We start from the raw sequence: 16,170 nt of genomic DNA, 5'->3' as shown, positions 1-16,170 counted from the left end.
GCCTCAGAGGTTTGCATGCAGATTGCCAAAAATGCAGTGGTTGCCATTGATTACACCCTGCGCGACACCGAAGGCGAGGTACTCGATGCTTCCCCGGAAGGCCAGCCCCTGCAGTATCTGCATGGCGCCGGCAACATCATCCCAGGACTCGAGAGTGCCCTTGAGGGCAAGACCGCGGGCGAGGATGTGGACGTCACCGTCCCACCAGAAGAGGCCTACGGTGAGCGCGACGATCGCCTGCAGCAGGATGTGCCAAAAAGCATGTTCGAAGGCGTCGATAACGTCGAGACCGGCATGCGCTTTCAGGCCCAAACGCAGTCAGGCACGCAGGTCGTCACCGTGGCTGCGGTCAGCGGCGACAGCGTGACGGTGGATGCCAACCATCCCCTCGCCGGCCAGACCCTGAACTTCAAGGTCAAGGTCTCAGAGGTTCGCGAGGCTTCCGAGGAAGAACTCGAGCACGGACACGTTCACGAGTAACGCGGCCGCGCGCACACCAGACCGAAGGGGAACACAGTGATCGAAATCGAGCGGATTTCCCGGGCATTCGGTGGCCTGCAGGCAGTTCGTGAGGTTTCTTTCACGGTGGAGACAGGCAGCATCACCGGCCTGATCGGCCCAAACGGGGCGGGTAAATCCACGCTGTTCAATATCATTGCGGGCGAAATCCCGCCGAACAGCGGCCGAATTACGCTCGAAGGCGAGGACATCACGGGCTTGCCAACCCATGCCCTGTTCCACAAAGGTCTGGTGCGCACCTTTCAAATCCCCCATGAGTTCTCGCGCATGACCGTGCGGGAGAACCTCATGCTCGTGCCGGCCGCCCAAAGGGGCGAAACGCTGCTCAAAAGTTGGCTAACGTGGTGGAAGGTCATCCGTGAGGACCGCGCCATCCTGCGCCAGGCCGATGAGGTGCTCGACTTCCTCGAAATTGGCCATCTGCGCGATGAGCTGGCGGGTAACCTGTCCGGCGGTCAAAAAAAGCTTCTGGATCTCGGCCGAACCATGATGACCAACGCCAAGGCCGTGCTCCTCGACGAGCCGGGTGCTGGTGTCAATCGCACACTGCTTGGGAAACTGGCAGAGGCGATCGAGCGCCTCAACCGAGAGCGCGGGTACACCTTCTGTGTCATTGAGCACGACATGGATCTCATCGCGCGACTCTGTGATCCGGTCATGGTCATGGCCAACGGCGCGTTAATCGCCTCCGGCGATATGGCCACGCTTCGGGAGAACCCGGAGGTCCGAGAGGCCTATCTCGGAACGGGGGCGAGCGGTCAGGCAGGAGCGGCTTGAGGTGAGCCTGATTAAAGCCGAGGGGCTGTATGCCGGCTACGGTGGTGTGGATATCCTTCGCGGTACGCGTTTGCGCGTCGAGGCGGATGAGATCGTTGTCATCGTCGGTCCGAACGGAGCGGGCAAGTCCACGGCGATGAAGGCGTTATTCGGTCTGGTCCCAATCCGTGAGGGCCAGGTCGAATACATGGGAGAAGTCATTACCAACCGGCCCGCTGAGCAGATGGCCAGCCGCGGCATTGCCTATGTTCCTCAGGAATCGAATGTCTTCCCGTCGCTGTCGGTGCTCGAAAATCTGGAGTTGGGCGCCTACGCCATGCCGGGTGACCTGGGACCACGGCTTGAGAAAGTCTTCGAGATCTTTCCGAAACTCCGAGAGCGCCGCCAACAAGCGGCTGGGCTGATGTCAGGCGGCGAGCGGCAGATGGTGGCGATGGGGCGAGCCCTGATGATCGACCCGCATCTGCTGATGCTCGACGAGCCCACGGCAGGGCTCTCGCCTCGACTAATTGACGAGACCATCGCGCGCATCCAGGAGGTCAACCAGCTCGGCATCGGCGTGCTGATGGTTGAACAGAATGCCCGCCAGGCGCTGGCGATCGCCAACCGCGGCTATGTGCTGGCCACCGGTGAGAACCGCTACGAAGACAGTGGCCCGGCGCTGCTTGCCAACCCCGAGGTCGCCGAAATGTTCCTGGGCGGATAACCCATGACTGAGATTGCCCAACTCCTGATCAGTGGGATCCTGCTCGGCAGCATTCTGGCGCTTGGCGCCGTGGGCGCCACCATGATTTTTGGCGTGCTGCGGTTCGCCCACTTCGCCCATGGCGATTTCATGGCCATCGGCGCCTACTTCGCGCTCACCGTCGTCACCGTCTTCAACCTGCCGGTCCTCGCCGCCCTGCCCGTTGCGATGCTCATGACAGCGGGGCTTGCGGTCGGCATCGACCAGGTGGTTTACCGTCGGATTCGTCGAGTCCAGCCCGTTATATTGCTGATTTCCTCATTTGCAACGGCGCTGGTGCTGCGCTCACTCATCCAGATGATCTGGGGTAGCAGCAACCAGGTCTACCAGACCGGCATCCAGATGCCATGGCGCATCGGCCCGCTGACCCTTAAACCCGATCATCTGCTGATCTTTGCCGCGGCCGCCGTTCTGGTGTTCCTGGTACACCTGTTCCTCACCCGCACCCGGATGGGGAAGGCAATGCGGGCGATGAGCGACAACATGGACCTGGCGCTCATCACCGGCATCCCGGCCGATCGGGTCATCATGTGGACCTGGGCCATCGGCGGCGCACTCGCCGCGGCTGCCGGCGTACTCCTGGGCATGGACACCCGGCTTCACCCGGTGATGGGCTGGACCCTCCTCCTGCCCATCTTTGCCGCTACCATCCTGGGGGGGATCGGTCGGCCCTACGGCGCGATTGTTGGCGGCCTGGTCATCGGCTGTGCGATGGAGCTCTCGACACTGATCATTCCCAGTGCCTACAAACCGGCCGTGGCCTTTGCCATCATGGTGGCCACGCTGATCTTTCGCCCACAGGGCATCATCCGGGGATCAATCTGATGGAATGGCTTTCGTTGCTGTCCTATCCCCTATTTTTCCTGAACCTGGTCGGGATCTACGCCGTGCTGGTCCTCGGGCTTAATATGCAATGGGGCATGACCGGGCAGTTCAACATCGGCATTGCCGGTTTTTTTGCGGTGGGCGCCTACACCAGCGCCATCCTCACCACCGGCCCGAGTGACAATTGGCTGGGCGGCTTCGATCTACCCTTCCTCGCGGGTATAGCCGGTGCGGTTATCGTGACGATCCCTATCGCCTGGGTCATTGGCCGGATCACGGCCCGCCTGCGCACGGACTACCTGGCTATCGCCACCATTGGCATCGCCGAGATCATCCGGCTGTTCTTCCTCAATGAAGGCTGGTTAAGCAACGGCACCCGAGGCATTCCCGGCATCGATGCGCCTTTTGACGTTGGTAACGCGGGCTATCTGCTCATCGTGGCCGTGTTTGTCGCCGGCACGTATCTGCTGGTTGAGATCGCGCGACGGTCACCGTGGGGCCGTGTCCTGCGCGCCATACGCGACAACGAAGCCGCGACAGCGGCAGCGGGCAAGGATGTCGCCCGTTTCCGGCTCGAGGCCTTTGTCGTCGGCTCCTGCATCATGGCCCTTGGCGGCGGACTGTATGCCCACTTTGTCGGCTTCATCAGCCCCGAGGCCTTCCGTCCGCTCTATGGCACCTTTCTCGTTTGGGTCATGCTCATCGCCGGGGGCAGCGGCAACAACCGTGGCGCACTCCTTGGCGCGCTAGTGGTCTGGATTATCTGGTCTTCCACCGAGGTGCTTGCCGACCTGATGCCCACAGCGCTCATCGGCAGCGAGAGCGCCTTCCGCATTTTCCTCATCGGCGTCCTGCTGCAGATCATTCTCGTTAGCCGGCCACAGGGTCTGCTGCCAGAGAAACGACCCCGCATGCCGGGGGAGGGGCGTTAACTCACCCTGTGCTGTGCCGCTTTTGGGTACTCCACCCGGAAGCGGCATTGCACCGATCCGGGCAGCGGCTTGGCGGAGAGCCTAAAGCGAAGGCTCGAAGACCCGCTCGGTGACGTACTCGCCGTTCTGGATTTCCCAGTGCGCGAATGTGCCACCAACATCTCCGTTATCGTCGAAGTCCACCGGGCCAGAGGCACCCTGGTAATTGATCGCGGTACCGTTCTCGAGCAGCTCGACCGCCTCGGCGAAATCACCTGGCCCCACGGTTTCACCATCCGGGTCATTGACCGCGCGTAGGTGATCGCGAATCGCGGCCGGTTCGGTGCTCTCCGCACTCACTGCGGCGAGGCTGATCAAGTAGGCGGCGTCATAAGCCGTATCGATATACGGTACCGGCGGCACCTCGCCATAGACCGCCTCGTAGGCGCTGTTGAAGTGCTGTGCGGCATCGGTGTCGTCCCGCGCCTCCGCGGCGGTGCCAAAGCTACCGTTCAAATATTGGGCGCCAAGATTCTCTACGATCTGCGGCGACTTCATCCCGTCCGTAAACATGAAATCGGTGAAATGGCCGCCCTCAAGCGCCTGACGAAGGATCGTCTGACCGTTTTCGGGATAGCCAATCAGCAGCAGCGGCGATTCGCCATCAGACACCTGACTCAAGTCACCGCGATAGGAAGCCTGGCCCGGCTCGTATCCGCTGCGATCCACGACTTCGCCACCGGCCGCTTCGAATGCCGACTCGAAGGCGTCTGCCAGGCCTTCGCCATAGTCATTGTTGATATACAACACAGCGGCACTATCAACCCCCTTCTCAGCCGCGACTTCCGCGAGGGCAATGCCCTGGAAGGCGTCCGAAGGCACCGTCCGAAATAGGAAGTCATTGTCATCCAGGTCGGTCATCACTGGTGAGGTAGAGGCGTTCGAGATCTGTGGAACCCCTTCCGACGAGGTCACGCTGCTTGCCACTGGAATCGTGACGCCGCTGGAGAGCGCGCCGACAATCGCCGACACCCCGTCAACAGAAACCAATCGCTGGGCCGCATCAACGCCGGCCTGTGGCTCGGTCTGGGTATCGGAGACCTCGAGCTCGACCGGCTCGCCCATGACGCCGCCTGCGGCATTGATTTCCTCGATCGCGAGCTCAACACCATTGCGAGAGCTCTCACCATAAGCCTGCAGATCACCCGTCATCGGCATCAGTGCACCGACACGCAGCGGTTCTGCCTGCGCAGCACCGGCGAGCACGGCAACAGAAAGGGCACTCGTGGCCCCCAGAAGCTTGCCATTTGTTTTCATGTCCAAGACTCCGCTGGATGGTTATGTATTAAGGCGACATTCGAGGATACCCAGAGCGGCTGGACAGCGCAAAGCGGCCATCGACCAGCCCAAAACCGACTTACGCGGTGGCCTGCTCAGCCATCTCAAGCGCCTCTTCCGCCGCCACCCACTCGGCCTCAGCCTCGGTTTTCTCCTGACGCATCCGGCCCTGCCGACGGAGGAGATCATCGAGCGCTTCCCGCGATCCCGCTTCATAAACAGACGGCTCTGCGAGCTGCGTTTCTATAGCCGCCAGCTCGGTATCGATCTTCTCCATCGCCTTAACGGCCGATTCCACCCGGCGGCGCAAGGGCCGCAGGGCGGCCTTGGCTTCAGCGGTCGCCTGACGCCGAGCGCGGGCATCCTCGCCGCTCTGCGGCTCAGGAGCTGGGCCCTGGCGGCGAGCCGTATTGCGCTCCCGCTGATCCCGAGCAAGCCAGCGCCGGTAGTCCTCAAGATCGCCGTCGAACGCCGTCACGCAACCGGCATTCACAAGCCAGTAGTCCGATACGGTGGTCTCGAGCAAATACCGGTCATGGGAGACCACAACCACAGCACCCTCAAATCCCTGCAGCGCGACATTCAGGGCATGGCGCATCTCAAGATCCAGGTGGTTGGTGGGCTCATCGAGCAAAAGGAGATTCGGCGCCGACCAAACCAGCAGAGCCAGCACCAGCCGTGCCCGCTCACCGCCGGACAAAGGGGCCACCGGATCGAGCGCCTGATCACCGCGAAAGCCGAATCCACCGATGAAATCCCGCAGGCGCTGCGGCTCGGTGTTCGGGGCAAGACGCGCCAGGTGCTGTACCGGGCTCGCGGCCAGGTCGAGCTGCTCGAGCTGATGCTGTGCAAAGTATCCCACCCGGAGCTGGCGGGCGCGCCGGATCTGCCCAGCCATTGGCTCACGCTCGCCGGCGAGGGCCCGAATCAGCGTGGACTTGCCCATGCCATTGCGGCCCAAGAGCCCGATCCGGTCACCCGGCGCGAGACTGCGCTCCAGACCGGTCAGCAACGCGTTGTTATCATAACCCAGCGACACGGATTCGAGGCTGAGCAGCGGATTGCCGGCCCGCGGCGCCTCGGGGAAGGCAAACTGAAACGGCGAGTCCACATGCGCCGGCGCGACGCGCTCCATTCGCTCAAGGGCTTTAATCCGACTCTGTGCCGCCCGCGCCTTCGTGGCCTTGGCACGAAAACGCGTGATGAACGCTTCCATGTGCGCGATTTCGCGCTGCTGGCGCTCATGCAAGGCCTGCTGCTGGGCAAGGCGCTCCCCACGTTGACGCTCAAAAGCACTGTAGCCGCCGGTGTAGTGGTGGATTTGCCGATGCTCGATGTGCACGATGCCCTCGGCCACGTTGTCGAGAAAGTCGCGGTCATGGGCGATCAGAATGAGCGTGCCTGTGAAGGCCTGTAACCACTGCTCAAGCCAAAGCACGGCCTCCAGATCCAGATGGTTGGTCGGCTCATCGAGTAACAGCAGATCGGCTGGGCACATCAACGCCCGGGCCAGATTCAGCCGGACCCGCCAGCCGCCAGAGAACTCGGCGACCGGGCGCTCATGAACGGCGGCTTCGAAGCCAAGCCCGTTGAGCAGAATCCCCGCACGCGCTCGCGCGTCGTATCCACCCGCGGCCTCGAGCGCTGCATAGGCATGGGCGATGCGCTCGCCGGCCTCACTGGCCTCCGCCGCAGCCACCTCGGCCTCCGCTGCCCTGAGGGCGTCATCGCCATCCAGTACAAACTCGATAGCCGGCCTTGGCAGTGCTGGCGTCTCCTGTGCCATGTGCGAAAGCTGCCAGTTGGCGGGCATCGAGATCTCGCCGGCGTCAACCGTGAGCTCCCCGAGCAGTAGGCTAAACAGCGTGCTCTTACCGGTGCCGTTGGCACCGACCAGGCCGAGCTTGCTGCCCGCATGCACGGTCAGTCGAGCCCCCTCAAGTAACGGATCCGGCCCGCGGCGCAGCGTGATATCCCGAAGTTGAATCATGGTGCGACGGCCCCACAGTGCCAGCACTCAGCAAATTGCCCTTCAATCCGCTCACCACAGTCGGGACAGATCCAGGGGTCGGGCGTTGGGCCCGCCGGCTCGAGCACCTCATGGATGAGCTGGCGGGCGATCGGGGCATCGTCACGATCCACCCAGATCTCGGGCCAGGCCTCCAGCGGCGGGATCTCTCCGGCCCCGCCGATGAGGTGACGATTGCGCACCATGCAGTAAATGCCCCGCGCGGCGAGGACGGATTCGATATGACCAGCAATGAGGGGGTCGGCGATAATGTGAACGCGCTCGAGATTGCCGACTGTCTTTTCCATGGCGAGAGGCTAACATGACGGCCATGGAGCGGATCGACCACATTGCCGAGCGCCTCGATCACCTGATCGACCGCGTGGAACAACTGCTGCCCCCAGCGCCGCCCCCCGTTGATTGGGAGGCCGCCATCGCTTTTGCCTGGGTGCCCGCATCAGGCCATCGGCGCGCCCTCGAGCCATTGCCGGCCACGCACGGCATCCGCCTCGCCTCGCTGCAGCACATCGACCGACAAAAAACGGCCGCGGTACGCAACACGCGTCAGTTTCTCGCGGGCCTCCCGGCCAACAATGTGCTGCTATCCGGTGCCCGGGGTACCGGCAAATCGTCGCTGATCAAAGCGCTACTCAACGAGTACGCCGCCGACGGCCTGCGACTGATTGAGGTAGAGCCCCAGCACCTGGTCGCCCTGCCAGCCATCGTTCGAGCGATCAGTGATCGGCCCGAGCGGTTCATTCTCTTCTGCGATGACCTGTCCTTTGAGGCCAATGATCCCAGCTACAAGGCGCTCAAGGCTGCCCTGGACGGCTCCGTGGCTGCGCCTCCGGACAACCTGCTGATCTATGCGACGTCCAATCGGCGCCATCTCCTCCCCGAGTATTTCTCGGAGAACGAGCAGGCCCGAACAGTGGACGGTGAGATCCATCCCGGCGAGGCGGTGGAAGAGAAGATTTCGCTCTCGGAGCGCTTTGGGCTGTGGCTGTCGTTCCACCCCTTCGATCAGCAGCGCTACCTGAATATCTGCGCGGAGTGGATTGCAGCCATGTCACCAGGGCATCCACCGGCCGAGGCCGAATGGCGGGCCGATGCGCTGCGTTTTGCCCTGGAGCGGGGCTCCCGCAGCGGTCGCGTCGCCTGGCAGTTCGCCCGCGACTGGGTCGGCGCCCGCGGGCTGGGTTGACGCGTCAGGCTTGCGGCCCAAGCAGTTCAAAGCCCAGCACCCTAGCCGCCTGATTAAGCCGTTGATCAAAGCAGGCAAAGCTGACGGGGACGTCTGACTGGGCACGAAGACGCATTGCGCTGGCAAGCTGTATGGCGTCGTAGGCTCTCAAACCAAACGCCTCAGTGTACTCCCCTGCGGTCTCAGTGATTGCCGCGGTAAGCTCGACGACGGCGAAATGAGGCCCGTCCTGGCGCAAATGCCGCTTTACGGCATCCTGTATGCGTTGGCCCTCACTCGACTCCCGGCTCAGGCGAGCGAGCGCAGAATGCACCTCTACCCAGGCCACACGCGAGACTGCCACCGCCTCCGATTCCGCGACAGCGCGCCGGACCTCGCGGCTTTCAGACTCGTCGACGTACAGCTTGACCAGCGCCGAGGTATCGCAGAACAGGATCAACGACGGTCCTCAAGCACCATCGCAGCCAACGATGTATTCGAATTCGGCAACTGAATCGCACTGCCCGATGGCTTACCGCCAGACCACTGAAGCTCTCCCTGTGCCACCATCCGCGCCAGACCGGTGTCGTCGTGCGCGGCCAGGCCCACCAAACGGGCCACGGGCTGACGATGCCAGGTGATCTCCACGGGCTTCCCGGCTCTAGACTCCGTTATGTAGAACGACAGTCGCGCTTTGAACTCACGAATGGAGGGCATTGGTGACCTTTTATTGGCAATAATTCTTTAACCGTGACCACGGTACGCAAACCCCAATCGCTTGCCAAATCCTACCCAAGCCGTTTGACAACACGCCAGCCAAGCAACACCGCGAGGATGCCGGCGTAGATCAGCGGCTCGGTCCAGCGGTCAGCCTTGATCAACCAAAAGAAGTGCACAACACCAAGGATGGCTGCGGGATAAATGAGCCAGTGCAGGCGTTTCCAATTGCGCCCCAGCCGACGGATCCAGCCCTGCGTGGAAGTGAGCGCCAGCGGCAGGAGCAAAAGCAGCGCACTCGCCCCCACCAGGATGAACGGGCGCTGAGCAATGTCTGAAACAATGGCAGCGAGGCCAAGGCCGTGCTCGAACACCGCGAAGACGCTGAAATGCGCAGCCGCATAGAAAAACGCCCAAAGCCCGATTTGACGGCGCAACCGAACGACCCAGCGAGCCCCTGTCGCCCAGCGTAGCGGCGTCATCGCCAGCGTCGCGATCAGAAACCGGAGCCCCCAGCTCCCCGTGCCGTTCAACAGGCGCTCGACCGGGTTGGCGCCGAGCGTGCCCTGCAAAAGGCCAACGATGAGCAGCACCGCGGGCAGCGCGCACAGCGCGAACACCGCGGCGCGTATGCCAGCCATCGGCAAGGGGCTAGAAGTTCTTGCGAAGGTCCATGCCGGCATAGAGGTCTGCCACCTCCTCGCCGTAGCCGTTAAACATCAGCGTATCTTGTTTGAAGAGCTCACCGATGCGCCGCTCCCGAGCCTGACTCCAACGCGGGTGATCCACGTCGGGGTTCACGTTGGCGTAGAACCCGTATTCACGGGGTGCCAGCTGATTCCAGGTGCACTCGGGCTCAGTCTCCTGGAAATGAATCCGCACCACCGACTTGATGCTCTTGAAGCCGTATTTCCAGGGCACCACCAGGCGAATCGGTGCACCATTCTGCGAGGGCATTTCCCGGCCATACAGTCCCGTCGCGAGCAGCGTCAGCGGATTCATGGCCTCATCCATGCGCAGGCCCTCGGTATAGGGCCAATCAATGCTCGCCAGAAATGACATCCCGCGGGCCCGCTGGGCAGGAAACACCTCGGGATCGTGTTTGGTGTAGAACTTGACGTACTTCGCCCGGGAGTTGGGATTGGCTCGGCGAATCACTTCGGCCAGCGGCACACCGGCCCAGGGGATCACCATCGACCAGGCCTCCACACAGCGCAGGCGGTAGATGCGCTCCTCCAGCGTGAGCCCTTTCATGAAGTCATCAAACGCAAACTCGCCGGTTTTCTCCGCCTCGCCGCTGACCGTCAGCGTCCACGGCCGGTGCGCCAAACGCTCGGGCGCAAGGCGCATGGGGTCTTCCTTGTCGGTCCCGAATTCGTAGAAGTTGTTGTAGGTCGTGATCTGCTCGAGGGTGTTCTTCTCCTCGCCCGTGCTGAACCCGCTGGTCGGCAGATCACCAAGCGGCGCCAGGTCTTCCATGGGCTTTGCCACGGTCCAGCCCGGCGCAAGCAATGTCCCAGCGGCAGCGAGGGCCGAGGTGCGCAGAAAACGGCGCCGGTCCCGGTAGATGGACTCGGGCGTGATCTCCGAAGGCAGCACATCACTCTGGCGGCGTTTTTTGATCAACATGATGGTTACCCCTTTGGCAGCTTCGCCCCTAACCGAGGGCGCACCGGGCATTTCGGAACAGCCGCATCCACGGCCCATCCTCCCCCCACTCATCGGGGTGCCAGCTATGCTGCAGCGTGCGGAACACGCGCTCTGGATGCGGCATCGTAATCGTGACTCGACCATCGGCATTGCACAGACCCGTGACGCCCATCGGGGAGCCATTCGGGTTGGCCGGATAGGTCGCGGCCGGGGCGTCTTGCCCATCAATATAACGCAGTCCAACCAACCCGGCTGACAACGCCTTGCGCGGGCCACCGTCATCAGCAAACGCGGCCCGGCCCTCGCCGTGCGCGACGACGATGGGCATTCGAGACCCTTCCATCCCCTCGAGAAGCACGGAGCGTGAGGGCAGCACTTCCACCATGCTAAGGCGCGCTTCGTACTGACGCGAGCGATTGGCGAGAAAATCCGGCCACAGGGTCGTGCCCGGGATGATCTCGCGGAGTGCCGAAAGCATCTGGCAGCCGTTACACACGCCAAGCGCCAGCGTATCCGGGCGATCGAAAAAGCCCTCAAAGGCCGCCCGCAACCGCGGGTTAAACAAAATCTTGCGCGCCCAGCCCCGGCCAGCGCCCAACACGTCCCCGTAGGAGAACCCACCGCAGGCCACCAGCGCCTGGCAGTCATCAAGCAGATGAGGTTGCGCCAATAGATCGGTGGTGTGGATATCCCGCGGCTCAAAGCCTGCCCGCTCAAACGCCGCCGCCATCTCTACGTGGCTATTGACGCCCTGCTCGCGAAGCACGGCAACCCGTGGTCGTACCGTACTGGCGATATGGGGCGCAGCGACGTCCTCAGCCGGGTTAAAACTCAACGCGGCCCGAAGCCCCGGGTCCGCCTCGTCCCACACCTGCTCATGCGCCTCTTGGGCACAGGTCGGATCATCGCGCAGAGACTGAAGCTGATAACTGGTTTCGTGCCAGGCAGCCTCGAGATCGACCAGCGACTCATCAAGCACGACCGCGCCGTGGTGACGCACGACCAGATGCCGGGCCGCCGTGGGCCGGCCCAGACGCGTGAACCGCTCCGCAAGCCCTGCGGCCTCGAAGGCGGCCTCGACGCGCTCGTGATTCTCTGCACTCACCTGGATGACCACACCCAGCTCCTCGGCAAAGGCCGCCGCCAGCGGCGCCTCAGCCAGCAAAGAGAGGTCCACCGCCACGCCGGCGCGCCCGGCAAAAGCCATTTCCGCGAGCGTCACCAGCACGCCACCGTCCGAGACATCATGCAGCGCCTGAACCCAACCCTCGGCCAGCAGCGATTGCACCGTATCAAAACCCCGGACAAAGACGTCCGGATCATCCAGATCCGGGGCAACATCACCCAACTGACCATAGACCTGCGCCAGGGCGGATCCGCCCAGACGACGTCCGCCCCCCAGATCGAGCAAGTACAGGGTGCTTTGCGGATCGGCTGCGAGGGCTGGCGTCACGCCCCGCCGGACATCATTCGCCGGGGCGAACGCGGAAACCACCAGGGTGAGCGGCGAGGTAACAGCCCGCTGTTCGCCGCCCTCGTCCCAGACCGTTTTCATTGATAGCGAGTCCTTGCCCACGGGAATGGCAATCCCGAGTGCCGGACAGAGCGCGCGGCCCACCGCCTCCACGGTGTCGTAGAGCCGGGCATCTTCCCCAGGATGGCCACAAGCGGCCATCCAGTTCGCCGACAAATTGACCTGGGCCAGTGCGCCGACCGGCGCCCCCATGAGGTTGGTCAGGGCCTCGCCAATGGCCATCCGGCCCGAGGCTGGCGCGTCGAGCAGCGCCACCGGGCTGCGTTCACCCATGGCCATGGCCTCACCGCGGTAGCCCCGATAATCGCCCACCGTCATGGCGTAATCGGCCACGGGCACCTGCCAGCGGCCCACCATCTGATCCCGCGCCGTCAGCCCGGTGACCGTGCGATCCGCAATGGTAATCAGAAATTCCTTGCTGGCCACCGTGGGCAAGCGCAGCACCCGGTGAATCGCCTCGGACAGACTGACACCGTCAAGCGCCAGCGATTGCCCAGGTGGTGTTTGCCGGGTCACCTCACGCCGCATCTTCGGCGGCTTGCCAAGGAGCAGATCCATCGGGATATGGACCGGGTGATTACCGAACTCGGCATCCCCGACGATAAGGTCGCGCGCCTCCGTGGTCTCGCCAACCACCGCAAACGGCGCCTGCTCACGCTCGCAGATTTGCTGGAAGACCGCCAGACGATCGACATCCAGGGCCAGCACGTAGCGCTCCTGGGCCTCGTTGCACCAGATCTCGAGCGGCGAGAGGCCTGCCTCGGCACAAGGGATCGTGCGCAGCTCCATTCGGCCGCCGCGGTCGGCGTCGTCCAGCAGCTCGGGCAACGCATTCGATAGCCCACCCGCGCCGACATCGTGAATCGCGATGATGGGACTCTCCTCGCCGAGCCCCCAGCACGCGTCGATCACCTCCTGACAGCGACGCTCCATTTCCGGGTTGCTCCGCTGGACTGAGGCAAAATCCAGGGCCTCGTCACTCTGCCCGCTCGCCACGGACGAGGCCGCCCCGCCGCCCAGGCCGATTAGCATCGCCGGGCCACCCAGGACCACCACGGGCGAGCCCGGAGGCGCCATGCCCTTATGCACCTGATCCGGGCGGATCGTGCCCATGCCCCCCGCAATCATCACCGGCTTGTGATAGCCACGCACGTCCTTGCCATCGGTACCCGGCACGGCCTGCTCATAGGTCCGGAAATACCCGGCTAATTGAGGGCGGCCGAATTCGTTGCCATAGCGTGCGGCACCGATGGGCCCATCCAGCATGATCTCAAGCGCCGAGGCGATCCGATCCGGGCGGCCGTGATCGACCTCCCAGGGCTGCTCAGCACCGGGAATACGCAGATTGGAGACGGAAAATCCGGAAAGCCCGGCGCGGGTGCGCGCCCCACGCCCAGTGGCCGCCTCATCACGGATCTCGCCGCCCACACCGGTCGCCGCGCCCGCGAAGGGCGAGATCGCCGTGGGGTGGTTGTGCGTCTCCACTTTCATGACCAGATGCCCTGGCTCACGACGATGGCCGTAACCCCCATCAAACCGCGGTGTGAACCGATCGATCTCACCCCCGGCAATCACGGCCGCGTTATCGCTATAGGCTGAGAGCACACCCTCGGGCCTTTCAGCGTGGGTATGACGGATCATGGCAAAGAGGGTGTGCGGCATGGCCTCGCCATCGATCACCCAGTCAGCGTTGAAAATCTTGTGCCGGCAGTGCTCCGAGTTCGCCTGCGCAAACATCATCAGTTCCACGTCAGTGGGATTGCGCTCCAGCGCCGTGTAATTCTCGAGCAGGTAGTCGATCTCATCGCCCGAGAGGGCGAGGCCCAGGGCCTGATCCGCGGCTTTTAACGCTTCACGCCCACCGCTCAGCAACTCGACCTGGCCCAAGGGGCGCGATGCATGGCTCGCAAACAGCGCTTCAGCGTCTTCAAGACGCTCTAACACGGATTCCGTCATGCGGTCGTGCAAAGCCTGGGTCAGGTCGGATGAGCCGCGCGGATCAAGGGGCTGCCCATGGTGATCAGCCAGCGTGTAGCGCAACCCGCGCTCGATGTAGCGTACGCCATCCAGGCCGCATTGATGCGCGATATCCGTTGCTTTGCTAGCCCACGGTGAGATCGTACCCAGCCTCGGCACGACATAGATCGATGGCTCAAGCACCGTGGGATCCTGGCCGCTAGCGGCCTCCAGCGGCTCCGCTTCAAGCAATGCCTGCAGCCGGCTGACCTCCACCACCGTCAATGTCCGTTGCGTATCCACAAAAAACACCACGCGGGCATGCAGCGCGCCCACGGCCGGCATCGCATCGCGAACCTGCGCAATCAGACGCGGGTCGCCCACCGGTTCACGGGGAGCGTGTGCGATCAACGTCATCATACTGGCAAAGTCAGGGCTTCAGCTGTTCGGCGACCACAACCAGGACCTGACGAGCCGCCCGGTCTGGCGCAGGATCACCGGACAGCTGCTCGACCACGATCCTCGACCCGTTGTCCCGCGCGCTGACCCGCAATTGATAGCGCTGCACACCTGCCTCGGGCGCACTCCGCCAGAAGGCCAGACGCTCGAACACACCCCGCTCGTCCGTCACCGGCGCCGCGTCGTTCGCGTCGTCGTCGAGGCCAATCACCGCGTTCGTGTCGTACCGAATGCCGTGGGTGCGCGCCGAGTCATCAGACTCGATGAGCGCAAAGCCACTGCGATCCAGCGCACGACCAAGGATGGCCCAGCCAGCATCTGCGGGCAGGCCCGTGTTCAACGCAACCTGATCGTTGTAGGTCGTCAGGTATGAGGCGGGATCACGACCCGCTTGCGTGTCCGGTTCTGATGCCGATGCATTCGCGCGCTCTTGGTCATCACGCTCGCGGTTCTCTTCCAGGAGATTCGGTGGGGTGCGCAAACGCTCCGCGGTGCGCTCCGCCTCAGTGGGCTCAGCGCCAATCCAGCTGCAACCGATTAACCCTCCGGTGATCATCACCAGAAGCGTCCATCGAGCCCGTCTGATCACAGTGCGTCTGCCAGCTTCAGGGCTTGCCGAACCGTCTCGTGATGCTGCTCCGCCAACGGGGTTAGCGGCAAACGCAGTTTGGCACCAATCAAGCCCATTTCACTCAGGGCCCATTTCACCGGAATGGGATTGGATTCCAGAAAAAGCGCATTGTGCAGGGCCGCCAACCGGGCATCGACCGCCTCAGCTTCGCTCTGATCCCCCTCAAGCGCCGCCATACACATTTGATGCATCAACGCCGGGGCGACGTTCGCCGTGACCGACACGCAGCCCTTCGCACCCGCGTTCATGAGCGCCAGGTTGCGCGCATCCTCACCGCAGTAAACGTCCAGCCGATCCCCGCAACGCTCAATGACCTCTTCAGCCCGCTCGAGGCTGCCCGAGGCCTCCTTGATACCCACAATATTCGGAATATCGGCCAGCCGATCAACGGTTTCGGGAAGGAGGTCACAGCCCGTGCGCCCCGGCACGTTGTACAGAATCTGCGGCATGGGCACGGCCTTGGCCAGGTGCGAGAAATGCTGATAAAGCCCTTCCTGCATGGGCTTGTTGTAGTACGGAGTGACCAGCAACGCGGCCTCACAGCCGGCATCCAGGGCGCAACGGGTGAGTTGTTCGGCTTCCCAGGTGGAATTGGCCCCGCACCCGCCCATCACCGTGATGCGGTTTGCGGCAATCTCCACCACTCGGCGCATCACGTGCTGATGCTCGGCATGATCCAGGGTCGCCGATTCGCCCGTTGTCCCGACGGCCACAATTGCGTCCGTTCCGGCGGCGATGTGGAATTCAACCAGGCGCTCGAGCGCTGCCTCATCCAGGGCGCCGTTATCGTGCATCGGCGTCACCATCGCAACCATGCTGCCCTGGAACATCACCCTTCCCTCACCTGCGGCTTGATTCGCGGATGGTAGCCTTGCGCCCCGGAACTGACAAGCGGCTGTCACCTGCGCCCGTGCTAC

At 63.3% G+C, this 16,170-nt stretch carries 16 protein-coding genes; 6 read left to right on the top strand and 10 right to left on the bottom strand.

Going from position 1 to position 16,170, the window contains the following annotated elements; translation table 11 throughout:
- Positions 1-15 precede the first annotated feature (15 nt).
- From SPISAL_RS02265 to SPISAL_RS02245, 5 genes are read left to right on the top strand one after another with little or no spacing between them, the layout of a single operon-like run.
- Positions 16-480 carry an FKBP-type peptidyl-prolyl cis-trans isomerase gene (locus SPISAL_RS02265; RefSeq protein ID WP_016352856.1) on the top strand — a complete coding sequence of 155 codons (465 nt, stop codon included), beginning with the start codon at positions 16-18 and terminating at the stop codon, positions 478-480.
- 36 nt (positions 481-516) lie between these two features.
- On the top strand, positions 517-1,296 hold the full coding sequence (locus tag SPISAL_RS02260; RefSeq protein WP_016352855.1) for an ABC transporter ATP-binding protein: 780 nt from the start codon (positions 517-519) through the stop codon (positions 1,294-1,296).
- Between the two features lies 1 nt (position 1,297).
- Positions 1,298-2,002: an ABC transporter ATP-binding protein gene (locus SPISAL_RS02255; protein ID WP_016352854.1), complete on the top strand. Its 705-nt coding sequence runs from the start codon at positions 1,298-1,300 to the stop codon at positions 2,000-2,002.
- A gap of 3 nt (positions 2,003-2,005) precedes the next feature.
- Positions 2,006-2,866 (top strand): branched-chain amino acid ABC transporter permease, encoded by an 861-nt coding sequence (locus SPISAL_RS02250; protein WP_016352853.1) that lies wholly within the window; start codon positions 2,006-2,008, stop codon positions 2,864-2,866.
- Complete coding sequence (locus SPISAL_RS02245; RefSeq protein ID WP_016352852.1) at positions 2,866-3,798, top strand: branched-chain amino acid ABC transporter permease; 933 nt, start codon at positions 2,866-2,868, stop codon at positions 3,796-3,798. The genes SPISAL_RS02250 and SPISAL_RS02245 overlap by 1 nt, the downstream gene beginning before the upstream one ends.
- An 81-nt stretch (positions 3,799-3,879) precedes the next feature.
- On the opposite strand, the gene SPISAL_RS02240 is transcribed toward SPISAL_RS02245, so the two are convergent.
- The 3 genes from SPISAL_RS02240 to SPISAL_RS02230 form a co-directional block, all read right to left on the bottom strand.
- Positions 3,880-5,094, bottom strand: coding sequence for an ABC transporter substrate-binding protein (locus SPISAL_RS02240; RefSeq protein ID WP_016352851.1), 1,215 nt, complete (start codon positions 5,092-5,094; stop codon positions 3,880-3,882).
- A gap of 100 nt (positions 5,095-5,194) precedes the next feature.
- A complete protein-coding gene (locus SPISAL_RS02235; protein WP_016352850.1) occupies positions 5,195-7,105 on the bottom strand; it encodes an ATP-binding cassette domain-containing protein in 1,911 nt (636 codons plus the stop codon).
- Entirely contained in the window at positions 7,102-7,431 is a 330-nt protein-coding gene (locus SPISAL_RS02230; protein ID WP_016352849.1) for a putative signal transducing protein, read from the bottom strand. The genes SPISAL_RS02235 and SPISAL_RS02230 overlap by 4 nt, the downstream gene beginning before the upstream one ends.
- A 23-nt stretch (positions 7,432-7,454) precedes the next feature.
- On the opposite strand from SPISAL_RS02230, the gene SPISAL_RS02225 reads away from it, so the two are divergent.
- Positions 7,455-8,327 carry an ATP-binding protein gene (locus SPISAL_RS02225; RefSeq protein WP_041389465.1) on the top strand — a complete coding sequence of 291 codons (873 nt, stop codon included), beginning with the start codon at positions 7,455-7,457 and terminating at the stop codon, positions 8,325-8,327.
- Between the two features lie 4 nt (positions 8,328-8,331).
- Here SPISAL_RS02225 and SPISAL_RS02220 read toward each other — a convergent pair whose 3' ends face one another.
- The 7 genes from SPISAL_RS02220 to dapA form a co-directional block, all read right to left on the bottom strand.
- Positions 8,332-8,766, bottom strand: a complete 435-nt coding sequence (locus SPISAL_RS02220; RefSeq protein WP_016352847.1) for a type II toxin-antitoxin system VapC family toxin — start codon at positions 8,764-8,766, stop codon at positions 8,332-8,334.
- Positions 8,763-9,023: a type II toxin-antitoxin system Phd/YefM family antitoxin gene (locus tag SPISAL_RS02215; protein WP_041389148.1), complete on the bottom strand. Its 261-nt coding sequence runs from the start codon at positions 9,021-9,023 to the stop codon at positions 8,763-8,765. Before SPISAL_RS02215 ends, SPISAL_RS02220 begins: the two co-directional genes overlap by 4 nt.
- Before the next feature lie 71 nt (positions 9,024-9,094).
- Positions 9,095-9,664: a protein-methionine-sulfoxide reductase heme-binding subunit MsrQ gene (locus SPISAL_RS02210; RefSeq protein WP_016352845.1), complete on the bottom strand. Its 570-nt coding sequence runs from the start codon at positions 9,662-9,664 to the stop codon at positions 9,095-9,097.
- Positions 9,665-9,674: 10 nt separating this feature from the next.
- Positions 9,675-10,652: a protein-methionine-sulfoxide reductase catalytic subunit MsrP gene (msrP, locus tag SPISAL_RS02205; protein ID WP_016352844.1), complete on the bottom strand. Its 978-nt coding sequence runs from the start codon at positions 10,650-10,652 to the stop codon at positions 9,675-9,677.
- Positions 10,653-10,680: 28 nt separating this feature from the next.
- The gene (gene purL, locus SPISAL_RS02200) at positions 10,681-14,583 is read right to left on the bottom strand and encodes a phosphoribosylformylglycinamidine synthase (protein ID WP_016352843.1); all 3,903 of its coding nucleotides are present in this window, start codon (positions 14,581-14,583) and stop codon (positions 10,681-10,683) included.
- A 10-nt stretch (positions 14,584-14,593) separates the two neighbouring features.
- Positions 14,594-15,181, bottom strand: a complete 588-nt coding sequence (locus SPISAL_RS02195; protein ID WP_144060366.1) for an outer membrane protein assembly factor BamC — start codon at positions 15,179-15,181, stop codon at positions 14,594-14,596.
- Positions 15,182-15,207: 26 nt separating this feature from the next.
- Positions 15,208-16,083, bottom strand: coding sequence for a 4-hydroxy-tetrahydrodipicolinate synthase (gene dapA, locus SPISAL_RS02190; RefSeq protein ID WP_016352841.1), 876 nt, complete (start codon positions 16,081-16,083; stop codon positions 15,208-15,210).
- Between the last annotated feature and the right edge of the window lie 87 nt (positions 16,084-16,170).

The organism is Spiribacter salinus M19-40, from assembly GCF_000319575.2.
GTDB classification, from domain to species: Bacteria; Pseudomonadota; Gammaproteobacteria; order Nitrococcales; family Nitrococcaceae; genus Spiribacter; species Spiribacter salinus.
Note: the sequence above shows the minus strand (reverse complement) of the source record. Positions and strands in the feature narration are given on the sequence as shown.